The 15395-nt window shown below is 38.3% G+C and carries 11 protein-coding genes, 1 other RNA gene and 1 pseudogene; 4 read left to right on the top strand and 9 right to left on the bottom strand.

Going from position 1 to position 15395, the window contains the following annotated elements:
• Positions 1-23: 23 nt before the first annotated feature.
• The 3 genes from GILLI_RS04955 to ssrA all read right to left on the bottom strand — a co-directional run bounded on the left by GILLI_RS04955 (position 24) and on the right by ssrA (position 1880).
• Entirely contained in the window at positions 24-422 is a 399-nt protein-coding gene (locus tag GILLI_RS04955) for a DUF72 domain-containing protein (RefSeq protein WP_040506435.1), read from the bottom strand.
• 666 nt (positions 423-1088) lie between these two features.
• Positions 1089-1334, bottom strand: a complete 246-nt coding sequence (locus GILLI_RS04950) for a GIY-YIG nuclease family protein (protein WP_006988018.1) — start codon at positions 1332-1334, stop codon at positions 1089-1091.
• A 147-nt stretch (positions 1335-1481) separates the two neighbouring features.
• Positions 1482-1880: a transfer-messenger RNA gene (gene ssrA, locus GILLI_RS17985) on the bottom strand.
• Positions 1881-2072: 192 nt separating this feature from the next.
• Between ssrA and GILLI_RS04945 the strand changes: the two genes are divergently transcribed.
• Positions 2073-3299 carry an NAD(P)-dependent oxidoreductase gene (locus GILLI_RS04945; protein WP_006988017.1) on the top strand — a complete coding sequence of 409 codons (1227 nt, stop codon included), beginning with the start codon at positions 2073-2075 and terminating at the stop codon, positions 3297-3299.
• Positions 3292-4125, top strand: coding sequence for an endonuclease/exonuclease/phosphatase family protein (locus GILLI_RS04940; protein WP_006988016.1), 834 nt, complete (start codon positions 3292-3294; stop codon positions 4123-4125). The genes GILLI_RS04945 and GILLI_RS04940 overlap by 8 nt, the downstream gene beginning before the upstream one ends.
• 227 nt (positions 4126-4352) lie before the next feature.
• Here the strand turns inward: GILLI_RS04940 and GILLI_RS18335 are convergent.
• The 5 genes and pseudogenes from GILLI_RS18335 to kdsA form a co-directional block, all read right to left on the bottom strand.
• Positions 4353-4475 (bottom strand): annotated as a pseudogene (locus tag GILLI_RS18335) (3-deoxy-8-phosphooctulonate synthase); the annotation flags it as partial.
• 160 nt (positions 4476-4635) lie between these two features.
• Positions 4636-5493 carry a universal stress protein gene (locus GILLI_RS04930; protein ID WP_006988015.1) on the bottom strand — a complete coding sequence of 286 codons (858 nt, stop codon included), beginning with the start codon at positions 5491-5493 and terminating at the stop codon, positions 4636-4638.
• Between the two features lie 8 nt (positions 5494-5501).
• On the bottom strand, positions 5502-7127 hold the full coding sequence (locus GILLI_RS04925; RefSeq protein ID WP_006988014.1) for a BCCT family transporter: 1626 nt from the start codon (positions 7125-7127) through the stop codon (positions 5502-5504).
• A 69-nt stretch (positions 7128-7196) separates the two neighbouring features.
• Complete coding sequence (locus tag GILLI_RS04920; protein ID WP_006988013.1) at positions 7197-8348, bottom strand: hypothetical protein; 1152 nt, start codon at positions 8346-8348, stop codon at positions 7197-7199.
• Positions 8349-8580: 232 nt separating this feature from the next.
• Complete coding sequence (kdsA, locus tag GILLI_RS04915; protein WP_006988012.1) at positions 8581-9399, bottom strand: 3-deoxy-8-phosphooctulonate synthase; 819 nt, start codon at positions 9397-9399, stop codon at positions 8581-8583.
• A gap of 196 nt (positions 9400-9595) precedes the next feature.
• Here kdsA and typA point away from each other — a divergent pair, with 196 nt between their 5' ends.
• The gene (gene typA, locus GILLI_RS04910; RefSeq protein ID WP_006988011.1) at positions 9596-11395 is read left to right on the top strand and encodes a translational GTPase TypA; all 1800 of its coding nucleotides are present in this window, start codon (positions 9596-9598) and stop codon (positions 11393-11395) included.
• A gap of 110 nt (positions 11396-11505) precedes the next feature.
• On the opposite strand, the gene GILLI_RS04905 is transcribed toward typA, so the two are convergent.
• Positions 11506-12189 (bottom strand): cell division ATP-binding protein FtsE, encoded by a 684-nt coding sequence (locus GILLI_RS04905; RefSeq protein WP_006988010.1) that lies wholly within the window; start codon positions 12187-12189, stop codon positions 11506-11508.
• Between the two features lie 164 nt (positions 12190-12353).
• Between GILLI_RS04905 and GILLI_RS04900 the strand changes: the two genes are divergently transcribed.
• Positions 12354-15374 carry a tetratricopeptide repeat protein gene (locus tag GILLI_RS04900; RefSeq protein WP_006988009.1) on the top strand — a complete coding sequence of 1007 codons (3021 nt, stop codon included), beginning with the start codon at positions 12354-12356 and terminating at the stop codon, positions 15372-15374.
• Positions 15375-15395 lie beyond the last annotated feature (21 nt).

Below are 15395 nucleotides of genomic sequence, written 5' to 3'. Positions count from 1 at the left end.
AGCATGCCGTGGCCCCAAGATCGTTATTGAAATAAGTGAAAACATCTTTTCCCATCCCAATATATTCCCGCAATCTTTTGTAGTACTTTTTCAGTATAACTGCCGCTGTAATTTTGTCCTTGGAAACTTGAATAAAACCAGTCTGCAGTAAGCTCAACAGGATGATCTTTGATCATATCTAGCATAACAGGGGAAACATCATTCTGTCTACGGAGCTCATAGGATTCGGGAGAAAACCAGTCCGTATCGCTATTTTTTAACACCCAGCGGAGTTCCTTTGACGTCTCCAGTAAAAATTTGTCGAGTCGGGAATAATTCCGCTTCCAGTTTGAAGGTAATTGGACCAGGTTGCGAGGCCTGGTCCAAAAAATAGAAGGTTTTAAATCTGAAGAAAACACACTATGAATAGGAACAGCAATCAATCGAAATTTTTCTTTTTACGTGGTTCACGACTAAAGCTTTACTATTGTCGGTTAAAGTCCGTGATGTTGTTTTTTCAATAATAACCAATAGTAAATCGTAATAGCCTCTACCTCCGCCCAACTGTACTTTTGTACATTGGAAAATATTTGACTGAAAATACTATTAAATCTTGTGGATCAAACATGAATATAACTGGATTTACAAAACTGCTGCAGCTCATTGAAGCCTTCAATTTCATTAAGTCTTTGTTTCGCTAAAGGATTATGAAGGAGGTCGTGCTTTCTTGATTGTATAATTTAATTCGAATTAGAAAAAGATTCTCTAATTTAATTTTTAACCAAATCGGGCATAAAATCAGCGTAAGTAGTTTCTAAGCCGGGAGCCAGACTAAAACGGTAACCTAAAAGAACTAGTCTATTATTTTAAAAGAGAATAATAAAGAAATAAATTTTTCCACCCGTACATTAATCAAACAAAAAACTTAATAAAAAAAACCGTAAAAACTTACAGGTAAGTGATTTACGATTTATCAAGTGGAGTCGGAGAGTGTGTCTAACCCCGGGAGCTCCTCATTAGGAAATGCCGCTATGCCTAACCGTCCTTTCAGTCCGGGCGTCTTAAAATAAAAAAATTTGCTCAGGCGAAAAAGCCCGGCAGATTTTTGTTTATAACAGCCGCTTATTTCTAAATGCTGCTCCTGAACCGCTTTTTAGGTGCCGTTCAAAATAACAGGCTTTTTTCTTGTTTGGGAATAAAGAAAGGTGAACGAGTTCTACAGGTAATTTGTCTTTGGTGAAATTGACTTTTCCTTTTTGATGAGCTATTAAACGTTGGTCTATGTTTTCCGTGTATCCGGTATAGTGTTGTCCATTAGAGCATTTTAATATATACACGCCGAAAGGTAAGTCCATCGTAAAAAAATTATATACATAACTCGTTTAAGATAATAAATAAGGTGGACCTGTCCACCGAAGCCCTCACTTGTTTCGTTATTTTGAAAGATAATTAAAGATAAAAAGCCCTCCTTCGCTTTTGTATCCAAAAGCTTCGGAGGGCGAAGGTGGAGTCGGAGGGTTTCGAACCCTCGTCCAAACAAGCAATTAAGAAGCTTTCTACACGTTTAGTTTTCGCTTGATTGTCGATGCAAGACCGGCCGAAAACCACCAATCTTACACGTATCCTCAATTAGATTTCAGAAGAACATCAAGGCCCTGCGCTTCCTATATTTACTTTTTCGGTGTCTCTGGTGTGGCCGCCGTAAATCAAGGCTTCCACGAGACATCTCGGCTCCCTACCTGGTAGGGATTAAGTGTAACCTACTGTAATTCGGTTACGCAGCCAAGGCGTAGTTATTCTCGCCGTTTAAAAAGTGTGAAATATGAGATTTAAGAGCTATATCCCAGCGCTCTACGTGCTTACAACCCAATTTGACTCGCTGTCAAATCCAAGTCGACCCCATATTGTAATGAACTTTTTGGCGTTCCCTCCTTCGTAAAAACTCAGGCGGGACGGGCTATCCGTTTCAATCCGTCAAAATTTTAGAAATTTAGACGGGATTTCCTCTTCTATCCCTAACGCGGCTGCAAAGATACAGTTTAAAATTTATATCTTTGGGCAACACGCAATTTAAAGCAAAACCTATACCAATAATGATAAAATTTGCCATCATCAAAGAACGTAAAACCCCACCAGACAGAAGGGTGGTCTTTTCTCATGAAAAACTAAAAGAAGTTGTTCAAAAATTTACAGAGGCAAGCTTTAAAATAGAATCTTCAGCAATACGGGTTTTTACAGATGATGAATATCGGGAGGCAGGATTTGAGGTTTCAGAAGATGTTTCAAATTGTGATGTGATGCTGGGGGTAAAGGAAGTGCCAATTCCGGACTTAATTCCGAATAAAAAATATTTCTTTTTCTCTCATACAATCAAAAAGCAGCCCTATAACCAAGACTTGCTAAGGGCAATATTAAAAAATAATATAGAACTCTACGATCACGAAGTCATTGTTAAAGAAAATGGCCACCGACTTATAGGTTTTGGCAGATATGCAGGTTTGGTAGGAGCTTATAATGGCTTTAGGGCACTGGGATTAAGAGATGGTTTATTTGACCTTTCAAAAGCAGAAAATTTGGCAGATCTTAAATCCATGTTGGCAGAATTGGATAAAATCGAAATTCCGCCCAGGAAAATTTTACTTAGCGGAAGCGGAAAAGTTGGTTTAGGGGCTAAAGAAATCCTGGATCATTTAAAGATCAAACAAGTGGATGTTTCCAATTATTTGAACATAGAATATAATGAATCTGTTTATTGCATTATTGACGTGATGGATTATAACAAACGTTTGGATGGGGGAAAAGGAAGCATCCGGGATTTCTATAATCATCCGGAAAAATATGCCTCTAATTTTAAAAGATTTGCGCACGTAACCAATATGTATATAGCAGGTCACTTCTATGGAGACGGAGCGCCAAAATTCTTTACCAGAGAAGATGCCGCATCACCCGATTTTAAAATTGATTTGATCGCAGATATTTCCTGTGATATCAATGGCCCAATTGCCAGCACAATTCGTCCTTCAACAATTGCATATCCATTCTATGGATATGATCCCCAAACAGGAGGGGAAGTGGATTTTCGGCAAAAAGGTGCAATTACAGTGATGGCGGTAGATAATTTGCCGTGTGAGCTTCCCAAAGATGCCAGTGAGGGTTTTGGGGAAATGTTCCTGAAGCAAGTAATTCCTGCATTCTTTAACGGGGACAAGAACGGAATTCTAAAAAGGGCTAAAATGACCGAAAATGGCAAGCTCACAGCGCGATTTCAATATTTACAGGATTTTGTAAATGATATCCCTAAAACCAATGAATATGTTTAAATTAATTGCTTCAGCAGTACTTACATTGATATTCAGCTTTTCCTTGAATGCTCAAATTGAAGTGATGTCCTACAATATAAAATATGCCAATGAGAACGACGGGGAAAACAGCTGGTCTTTACGAAAAGATCATCTCGCCAACCAGATAAAATTTTATCAACCCGATATTTTTGGCGTTCAGGAAGCGGTATTGGAGCAGCTTGAATATTTTGAAGGTACTATGCCGGAATATAACTATGTTGGAGTTGGCAGGGATGACGGGAAAACCAAAGGAGAATTTAGCGCTATCTTTTACGATAGCAACCGGTTTGAGGTACTTAAGGAAAATACTTTCTGGCTGTCTAAAACACCCGATGAAATTTCCGTGGGCTGGGATGCTGCCTTACCCCGTGTTTGTACGTATGCTAAATTCAGGGATAAAAATTCAGGAGAAAATTTCTGGGTATTTAATACGCATTTTGATCATATGGGCGAGGAGGCCAGGGAGGAAAGCGCCCGGTTAATTTGGAAAAAGATGCAGGAATTAAATTCAGAAGGTTTACCGGTTATTTTAATGGGAGACCTTAACCTGGAACCCAATGCTCCCGGAATCAAATTCCTTTCAGAAAAACTTAACGATTCCAAAACGATTGCTGAACTTGATTTTGGTCCTGAAGGAACTTTTAACGGGTATAATTTCCTTGAACCTGTAAAGAGAAGGATCGATTATATTTTTACCTCCAAAGTAAATATTGAGGTTTTAAAATATGCAGTTTTAAGTGATTCCTGGGATTTGAAATACCCATCAGATCATTTGCCAGTTTTGGTGCAGCTCAAATTTAAATAATCTCGTCGCTTGCAATTATCGATTTATACAGCTGCAAAAAAAGTAGTTGAATTTTGTAATACTTGTAATTACTTAATTAAGTTTATTCCCTCATTGAGGGTTACCTCCCAGTCCCGCTTTCGAGATGCCTCGAGTTTTTAAAAATATATTCCAATTCATACCTCGTGGGCCCGCCCGTACCGTTCGGGCGGACTTGCCCCGAGGTTCTTGATTATTATCCCGGATATTTACAAATTGTTAACCGTTTTTCTTATCGCCACCAAATTGCTAAGAAGCTTTTCCAGATATTTCAAATCCAGCATATTTGCAGAATCACTTTTTGCAACTGAAAGATCATAATGGGTTTTTATAGTTTCACAAAGTATCCGGACAGACAGATTTATCTTCTTTTTAAATCCGTAGGTTTTAAAATAATTTTCCAGTTTTATTACCGGGATTGTCTGTGAATAGTTGCGGTTTTGTATGCATGGATTTCCCGCAGGAAAAAAACTTGCCGAAATCAACGTCAAATTACTTTACAATCCATAAAGGCACTTCCAGATCCTGATTAAAAAGCTCATCGGTAACACTTCCTACAAGTAAGGAAGAGAAGGTGTTTCTGCCTTTGTCTCCTACAATAATGAGGTCTACCTTGGAATTTTCGGCTTTGGAACGCAGTTTTGCTGCAACCCCGCTATCTCTTCCCGGAATAATTTCTGTAGTTAACTCACCTTTGAATCCAATCTTTTCTATGAATTTATCATTTTTTTCCTTTAAATGATTTTCTATCTTCAAATCGAGATGTTCTTTTTGAATGTAAGGAGAGAATTGAACCGGCACATTGTATACATGCACCGCTTTTACTTTAGCCGCGGTGGTTTTCTGTAAATTTTCAGCCACTTCAAAAATCTTTTTAGAAGCACTTGAAAAATCTGTTCCCGCCCAAATATTGGTAATAACCGGTTTCGCGCTTTTAGGGATAGAAAGAATATTGCATTTAAGCAGACGCAGTAATTTTCCGCTAACAACTCCGGTACCTTTTAACTTGTTTTTATTTCCGATTAAAGCGAGCTGAATCTCATATTTGTCAACAATATAATTGATGAGGGATTCAGAATATGGATCTTCTGAAATGAGTACTTCCCATTGTGCTGAAGATGTGAATTTTTCTTCTACTTTCTCATTTAACTCATCCCCAATTATTTCGTCAAGGTTAAGATCTCTTAACTGTTCTTCAAATAGTTCTGAGATCTCATATTTTTTGATATTATGTACAAAGTACACTTTTTTAACCTTGAGGGTTTCGGCAATAAATGAAGCATACTCAATTAAGGTGCTATCAATTTCTGAAAGGTCTAAGGCAACCAGGACGTTTTTTATTTCAGTCATTATTAGGATTATTTAATGTTTTTTTGCTGATTGATATTTCGTTTTTGAACTATACCGGAAACTATTTCCTCGTAATTTTCAAGTTCTTTCTGCGATTCCCGCTTTTTTAATTCCTGTAGGTCCTCGCTTAAACCTTTGTATAGTGAAAAGCACATAATTATTAAAATCAAGGCAAAAGGCAATCCTGTTACTATAGTGGCTGTTTGAAGTGCCTGTAATCCGCCGCCTATTAAAAGAACCGCCGCAACACTACCTTCAGCAATGGCCCAAAAGATTCTTTGGCCTACAGGCGCATCTATTTTGCCTCCAGAGGTTAAATTATCTACCACCAAAGATCCGGAATCTGAAGAGGTGACAAAGAATCCTGCAATTAAAATTATGGCAATAATGTTAAGAATAAATGCGAAAGGATAATCTTCCAAAAACACAAACAGGGCAGTGGCAACATTATCATTCACAGCATTTATAATAGTATCATCTCCAAGAAGCGCCTCATGTATCGCTGTGCTTCCAAAAGCTGAGATCCAGAAAAAAGTTACAATGGAAGGCACTAATAAAACTCCCAAAATAAACTCGCGAATGGTGCGCCCTTTGGAAATACGGGCAATAAACATTCCAACAAAAGGTGACCAGGCAATCCACCATCCCCAGTAAAAAACGGTCCAGGCATTTTGCCAATTGGAACCTGTGTAACTTTCTGTCCAGGTTGCAACTTCAAGAAAAGCGGATAAATAATTCCCTGTATTTTGTACGAAGGATTTAAAAATAAAGATCGTTGGTCCTAATATCAATACTATCAGAAGAAAAAGCACCGCTATTCTCATATTCCATTCACTCAAAACTCTCACCCCTTTATCTACTCCCAAAACAACTGAAATTGTAGCAATTGAGGTTATTCCGGCAATTAGAAGAATTTGAGTTTGCACACCGCTATCTATTCCAAAAAGGTGATTTAATCCTGCCGCAATTTGTTGAACGCCCATTCCTAAAGAAGTGGCAAGACCAAATAAAGTGGCGAGTACAGCGAAGATATCTATGGCATCTCCAATTTTTCCGTAAATTTTATCTCCTAAGTAAGGATAAAAAACCGATCTGATGGTAAGTGGAAGTCCACGGGAATACGTGAAATACGCCAGGGATAATCCTACCAAGGCATACACTGCCCAGGCGTGAAAACCCCAGTGTAAAAAGGTGAATGTCATAGCTTCCTTGGCTGCTTCGGCAGTTCCGCCTTCTGCCATTGGCGGACTCATAAAATGATAAATTGGTTCTGAAATACTCCAAAACAACAATCCAATACCCATTCCCGCACTAAATAGCATCGCGAACCAGGAAAGGGTTTTGAATTCGGGTGTTGCACTTTGTCCTCCAATCCTTAACTGCCCAAATTTACTGAGGGCCAGATAAATCATAAATATTAGAAAAACATTTACGCTTAATATAAAAAACCAACCCGCTTTATTTGCGACAAAATCCTGAGTGGCGGTAAAATATTGTTCTGCCCTGTCTTTAAACATCAGGGTTAATGTTATTATTATGATGATGATAATAGCAGAGGTGAAAAATACAGGTCCATTCACTTGCAATCCAAAAATGGATTTTCTCTCATCACTTCTTATAATCTTCTTAGCCATAAAGCATGTTGTTTTTTAATGTAATTTAATTTCTCTGAGAGTTTGAAACCCTCGTATTATATATAAATCCTAAAAATAGTAGCCAATATTAATGTTAAACCTTGCTTCCCATTTGGCATCCGGGTTCCCTTTGGAAAAATCGTCCACAAAATTTCCACCCAACCAGGAATGATTGTATCCGGCGGCATAATCAATATACGTATATACACTTCCGGCAGAGACTAAAACTCCGGTTACATTCATATAAGAATCGGCAAATCCGGAGGCTTTTTTCTGCATAAAAGCAAAATCATTATAAAACTGCAAATTTGAAACAGGTCCCCATTCTACGGGAACATTTCTGGAGATCGCCAAAGAGTACATATTAAAATCGGCAGCAACTTCATAAGGAGCTCCATAGGCAGCCATCATAACCACATCTGTAGGTTCCCCTCCGGCATTCTCCGGGTTATGCGAAGCAGTAATAAATTGTGCTTTCCCATTCCAATTCCCTTTGGTTATTTCGTAATGAGCAGCAAACGCATTGTGATCGCCCATTTCTTCGGTATCAAGGTTGTACAGGCCTCCATATTGCAGGGAAACACCCAATCTACTAGCAGATTCTTTTCCAAATTTGTAGATAAATTTTCCGTTGAATTGATTTACCTCTTTGTTTCTGCCTGTGATATCATAAGAATATCGGTTTGGAGAAGTTTCGGTATTGTTGCCAAATCTCAATTCTTCCGCATTTTTGAAGAATGCAAGTTGATATTCAAATTTTTCTCCTGTATGCAAGTATTTCACACCCATATCATGATCGTCTTCCAGTCCTACATAATAAGTAAGGTTGAAAAACCAGTTGTGAGAGTTGTATTGTTGAATTCCAAAGGGAACCTGAGTTAAACCAATATGAATTTGATCCAGTTCATTGAAATTGTAACCTACCCAACCTTGCTTTAGGAATCCGCCTCCAAAATCTTCAGAATACAATCTGTATTCGGCATTTAGAAATATTCCTTTATAAGCAGCTGCGGCATTTATCCTGAACATATCATATCCAAAATCTCCACCACGTTTTTTCTGACCATCTTTCCAGGAGGATAAATTATAGTTGAAACGCAATGCTCCGCCAATTTTGAGTTCCGGTTTTTCCTGAGCTACTATAGGAAATGCCAGGAGAAAGCCTAAGATTGCAAGGCAAATAGTTTTTGAGAAATGTACACGAGTAATTTTTTCTACCATATAGGAATTTTGAAAATAGATAAATTACTGATTAATTATGACTAAAGTAAAAGAAATCAGAAAATTAACAAATGATGGTTGATAGGGTTTTTGATGTATTACAGAGGTCCTGTAACAAAATAATAAGATGTGAAAATGGAGCAAACCCTGGATTTGTATCCTTGGAGAATCCCAGCCAATTATAGCAGAATCCCGAATTTACAGGATCCTGCTATTTGATAAAGGTGAAATATTATAATAAATTAACCGTTTTTCTTATCGCCACCAAATTGCTAAGAAGCTTTTCCAGATATTTCAAATCCAGCATATTTGCAGCATCACTTTTTGCAACGGAAAGATCATAATGGGTTTCAATAAACAACCCATCCACATTGTTTGCGATCCCTGCCCGGGCAATGGTTTCAATCATATCCGGCCTTCCGCCGGTAACGCCGCTGCTCTGGTTGGGTTGTTGCAGGGAGTGCGTAACGTCCAGAACGGTAGGTGCAAATTCACGCATGGTAGGTATTCCCCGAAAATCGACGATCATATCTTGGTATCCGAACATCGTTCCGCGATCTGTGATCATCACCTGTTCATTATTGCAATCGGTTACCTTGGTTACGGCGTGTTTCATGCTTTCCGGACTCATAAACTGGCCTTTTTTAAGGTTTACCACTTTTCCGGTATTTGCTGCTGCTACAACAAGATCTGTTTGGCGTACCAAAAAGGCCGGGATTTGCAGAATATCAACATATTCTGCTGCTAGTGCTGCATCGCTCGTTTCATGAATATCGGTAACGGTAGGGATTTTAAAAGTTTCGGAAACCTTCCGAAGAATTTTTAAGGCTTTTTCATCACCAATTCCACTAAAACTGTCAATCCGGCTTCGGTTGGCTTTTTTAAAGGAGCCTTTGAAAACATAAGGAATTTGGAGTTTATCGGTTATTTCAAGAACTTTTTCGGCAATTCGCAATGCCATTTCTTCGCCTTCAATGGCGCAAGGACCTGCTAAAAGGAAGAAGTTGTTGGAATTGACATGTTGTAATTGCGGGATTTTTTCGAGTCTCATTAGTAACTTATTAAGCGTACAAAGATAAATTAATTAAACGGGTGGAACAATTACAAAAAACATTAATGCAGGGCCCGGAAGGTAGTTAGGCCCTGTAACCCGAGTCGTTTTGGGTAATTATGGAATTAAATAAAATGAGAATAGTAAATTCGAATAAATAGCAGTACTTTTGCAGCCTTAAAAATGAGGCTTTTATATGACAGCTATTAAAAACATTGCAATTATTGCACACGTTGATCACGGGAAAACTACCCTGGTTGATAAAATTATGTACCATTGCCACCTTTTCCGCGACAATGAAAATACAGGAGATCTTATTCTGGATAGTAACGATCTTGAAAGAGAACGCGGTATTACTATTACTTCCAAGAATGTTTCTGTAGTATATAAAGATACTAAAATCAATATTATTGATACTCCTGGTCACGCCGATTTTGGTGGTGAGGTCGAACGGGTATTAAATATGGCCGATGGTGTTCTGCTTCTAGTGGATGCCTTTGAAGGTCCTATGCCACAAACACGTTTTGTTCTTCAAAAGGCGATAAACCTTGGGTTGAAACCGTGTGTGGTTATCAATAAAGTAGATAAACCAAACTGTACTCCGGAAGAAGTGCACGAAAAAGTTTTCGATTTAATGTACGAATTGGGTGCCGAAGAGTGGCAACTTGATTTCCCAACAGTGTATGGGTCCGCTTTAAATAACTGGATGAGTAACGATCCTAATGTGAAAACCGATAGTATTGAACCTTTGTTGGAAATGGTATTGGATCATATTCCTGCCCCTATAATCCACGAAGGATCTCCCCAAATGTTGATCACCTCATTGGATTTCTCTTCATTTACAGGTCGTATCGCAATTGGTCGTCTTCAAAGAGGAACCCTAAAAGAAGGAATGCAGGTTGCGTTGGTAAAACGTGATGGCAGCATTAAAAAGACAAGAATTAAAGAACTTTTTACTTTTGAAGGTTTAGGAAAATTAAAAGTAAAAGAAGTTGTTGCAGGAGATATTTGTGCATTGGTGGGTCTTGAAGGTTTTGAGATTGGAGATACCGTTGCAGATATCGAAAATCCGGAAGGATTGAAAACAATCGCTATCGATGAGCCTACGATGAGTATGCTTTTCACCATTAACGATTCTCCTTTCTTCGGACAGGATGGTAAGTTTGTGACTTCGCGACATATCAAAGATCGTTTGACCAAAGAGCTGGAGAAAAACCTTGCTTTAAGGATGGAAGAAACCGGTAGTGCCGATAAGTTTTTGGTTTACGGACGTGGAATCATGCACCTTTCGGTATTGATCGAGACCATGAGAAGAGAAGGCTATGAAATGCAAATTGGACAGCCACAGGTAATCATACGTGAAATTGACGGTGTGAAATGTGAGCCGGTTGAAGAACTTACGATAGATCTTCCTGAAAATGTTTCGGGAAAAGCCGTAGAAATGGTAACCATTCGTAAAGGGGAACTTTTAAGCATGGAAACCAAAGGCGAACGAATGATCATTCAATTTATGATCCCATCACGTGGAATTATAGGAATGAGAAATCAATTGTTAACGGCTACTGCCGGGGAAGCAATTATGGCTCACAGGTTTAAAGAATACCAACCTTTAAAAGGTGGAATTCCTGAAAGACAGAACGGTTCTCTTATCTCTATGGAAAGAGGAAAAGCGATTCCTTATTCTATCGATAAATTACAGGACAGAGGTCGGTTTTTTGTTGAACCGGGAGAAGATATCTATGAAGGACAGGTAATTGGAGAAAATTCCCGTCAGGATGATATCGCGGTAAATATTACCAAGACCAAAAAGATGTCTAACGTACGTTCTTCAGGAGCCGATGATAAAGCTAAGATTGTTCCAGCGGTAAAATTTTCCCTGGAAGAGGCTTTAGAATTTATACAAAAAGATGAATATGTTGAGGTTACTCCTCATTTCATAAGATTGCGTAAGGTTTATTTAACCGAAAATGAGCGCAAACGCAACAAGATAAATTAATACAAATTCAATTACAGAAAAACCCGGATTCTAAAAAGAGTCCGGGTTTTTTTTATGAAAAAAATATCGATAATCGGGAAAAAGGAAAAATTTACTCCTGAATTAAGTTTTTAAAGGCTTTTCTGCACTACCTCAAATACCCGCTCTCCATCACATTTCAGTGTTTTTGAAGGATATTTCAGCAATAAGGCATAATCGTGGGTAGCCATTAAAATGGTATTTCCGTTTTTGCTTATTTCCTGAAGTACTTCCATTACCTCTACAGAAGTTTGTGGATCCAGGTTTCCTGTAGGTTCATCGGCAAGGATCAATTCCGGGTCGTTAAGCAAGGCCCTGGCAATTGCGATTCTTTGTTGTTCTCCTCCCGAAAGCTGGTATGGAAACTTGAAACCTTTGGTTTTCATTCCCACTTTGTCCAGAACATCATCTATGCGTTTATCTATAGATTGCTTTTCCTTCCAGCCTGTTGCCTTTAATACAAACATAAGGTTGTCACGAACATTCCGGTCGTTTAAAAGTTTGAAATCCTGAAAAACTACCCCAAGTTTCCGTCGTAGGAACGGAATGTCCTTTTCTTTCAAGGTTCGCAAATTGTAATCTACAATAGTTCCTTCGCCTTCGGTTAAGGGAAGATCCCCGTAAAGGGTTTTCATAAAACTACTTTTTCCGGTTCCGGTCTTTCCAATTAAATAAACAAAATCTCCTTTGTAGATTGAAACATCAACTTCAGATAAAATAAGGCTTTCCCGTTGATAGATCGCAGCATTTTTTAATTCCAGAACAATTTCAGACATAGGTTGTGGGGTTTCGGATTGAAAAGGGTAAAATTTTGGGTAAATATACAGTTTTCATAAAGTGCATTGCTACTTTTTTCTACATTAACATAATTATCACGTTGAAGTTGCGTTATGAAATGAGTGTTTAAGTATCTTTGATTGATCAACCTAAAAATTATTTAATGACACAGAATAAAGCCCCACTAATTGTTGTTTTTTTTCTTTCTATAACCTCTCTTTTCGCACAACAGTCGGCAATTTACACCAATAGCCTGGTTAAATTTAACCGTGCGCTGGAGCTCTACAACAATCAGCAATATCTGGCTGCACAAAATCTCTTTGATGATGTGAAGGATGAGACAGATGATGAGAAAATTGAATCAGATTGCGCCTATTACATCGCAAATGCTGCTGTTAGGTTGGGCCAGCCCGGAGCAGATGACCTGATGCAGAATTTTGTAGAGCGATATCCTACCAGTACCAAGAGAAATTCGGCTTTTGTAGATGTAGCCGATTATTATTTTCAAACCGGAAAATATTCCCTTGCCAGAAGATGGTATGATCGGGTAGATGAAAAGGCGATGAGCCGTGCAGAGCGGGAACGTTTTTACTTCAATAACGGATATGCCTATTTTTCATCGAAACAATTTGAGGAGGCTCAAACCTATTTTAACAGGGTTCGGGATTCTAAGGAATATGGTGCGCAGGCAAAATATTATCTTGGATATATGGCTTATGAAGGAGACGATTATGAAGAAGCCAATGTGCTTTTTGAAGAAGTAAAAGGGGATGACCGCTATTCTGAAAATCTTTCCTACTTCCAGAGCGATATGAATTTTAAACTTGGAGATTTTGAAAAGGCCATTGAGTTAGGCCTGGAACAACTTCCAAAGGCTAACAGAAATGAAATCTCCCAGCTTAATAAAATAATAGGAGAAAGCTATTTCAATTTAGAACAATATGAGAAAGCGATTCCTTATTTAAAAGAATATAAAGGGCTTCAGGGAAAATGGACGAATACCGACTATTATCAATTGGGATATGCATATTACAAACAAGGGGATTATCAAAGTGCTATTTCAGAATTCAATAAAATAATAGAAGGGAAAAACGCGATTGCCCAAAATGCCTATTATCACTTAGCACAATCTTACCTTAATTTAGATCAGAAACAACAGGCTTTGAACGCCTTTAAGAATGCAAGTGAAATGGATTTTGACCCCAAGATTCAGGAAGATGCCTTTTTAAATTATGCAAAGCTTAGTTACGAGATTGGGAACAGTTATACCAGTCCGTCCCGTGTTTTGCTTTCATATCTTGAAAAATATCCAGAATCTCCTGCCAGAGATGAGATGGAAACCTTACTGATAGATTCTTTTATCACGTCTAAAAATTACCAGGAAGCCATGAACCTGTTGGAGAATAACAGGAATTTTAGCGATAAGGTGGCTTATCAAAAAGTGGCTTACTATTATGGTTTGGAACTTTATAACGAAGGAAAATACACAGAAGCAAGCAAAAATTTTGATAAATCTTTAACCGAACGCAGAGACCCGGTTATCACTGCAAAAGCTACTTTCTGGAAAGCTGAAAGCGATTTCAATGTAAACCGGATGCAAGAGGCTTTGGTAGGATATAGGGAGTTTGCAGGAATGAGTGCTGCCCGCGGAACTCCGGAAATGGAGAACCTGGATTACAACATTGCATATTCTTATTTTAAACAAAAAGAATACGACAGGGCCATTGAATTTTTTAACCGATTTGCCGGAAATGCCGATAAGGATAAGGCAAGAAGAAATGATGCTTACACCCGGCTTGGAGATACTTATTTTGTGACCAGTAAATATTGGCCTGCAATGGAAGCCTATGATAAGGCTATACAAATGAACATTGGAAATACCGATTATGCAGCATACCAAAAAGCGATAAGTTATGGCTTTGTAGACAGAAATGACAGTAAAATTCAGGACCTGGGCGGATTTATCAACAAATATCCGCGTTCCTCATATCGCGATGATGCTTTATATGAACTTGGGAATACCTATCTGGCCATGGAAAATACAACCAGAGCCCTGGAAACTTATAACAGGTTGATTCGTGATGTTCCCGGAAGTGCCTTTGTTCCCGCAGCAATGCTCAAACAAGGTTTGGTCCATTACAATGCGAACCAATCTGACAAAGCTTTGGAGCGATTTAAAAAAGTAGTTGCCGATTTTCCTAACTCTCCAGAATCTATGCAGGCCGTTTCAACCGCAAGGCTGGTTTATATAGATATAGGAAGAACAGATGAGTATGCCGCCTGGGTTAAAAATGTGGATTTCGTAGAGGTTACCGATGCCGATCTTGATAATACCTCTTTTGAAGCTGCAGAAAAACAATACTTAAACAACAATACCGCTGCCGCTAAAACCGGATTTGAAAAATACCTTAATAGTTTCCCTAAAGGATTAAACGCCCTAAAAAGTAATTTTTATCTGGCACAGATCTATTTCAGGGAAGATCAAAAAGATAAAGCCGTTAGCAATTATAGATTTGTGGTGGAGAAACCCAGAAATGAATTTTCTGAACAGGCGCTTGCAAGGTTATCCCAGATCTATCTTGAAAAAAGAAATTATAAAGATGCTATTCCATTGCTCAAACGATTGGAAAACGAAGCAGATTTTGCACAAAATGTTATTTATGCACAGTCTAATTTGATGAAGTCTTATTATGAACTGAAAGATTTCAACCAATCTGTAAGCTATGCCGAAAAAGTTTTAGCCGATAAAACAATTGAAAACAACGTACGAAGCGATGCCCAGATTATCATCGCCCGTTCTGCATTTGAAACCGGAAATGAAAGCCGCGCAAAAACTGCTTATGCCGAGGTGTTGAAAATTGCCACCGGTGAAATGGCTGCAGAGGCGCTTTATTATGATGCGTACTTTAAAAATAAAGACAGCAATTTTAAAGCTTCCAATGAATCTGTTCAAAAACTGGCAAAGGATTATTCCGGGTACAAATTTTATGGAGCAAAAGGCCTTGTTCTAATGGCCAAAAATTTCTATGCTTTAAAAGATGCGTATCAGGCAACCTATATTCTGGATAATGTTATCAAGAATTTCGGGGAATTTCCCGATGTGGTTCAGGAAGCTAAAGCAGAATTGAAGAAGATCAAAGCCATGGAAGCGAAAACAAACGCTTCTGTAGAGACCCAAAACTAATATTTTTCCAACTAATTTTTA

The sequence above is a fragment of the Gillisia limnaea DSM 15749 genome (genome assembly GCF_000243235.1).
GTDB classification, from domain to species: domain Bacteria; phylum Bacteroidota; class Bacteroidia; order Flavobacteriales; family Flavobacteriaceae; genus Gillisia; species Gillisia limnaea.
Note: the sequence above shows the minus strand (reverse complement) of the source record. Positions and strands in the feature narration are given on the sequence as shown.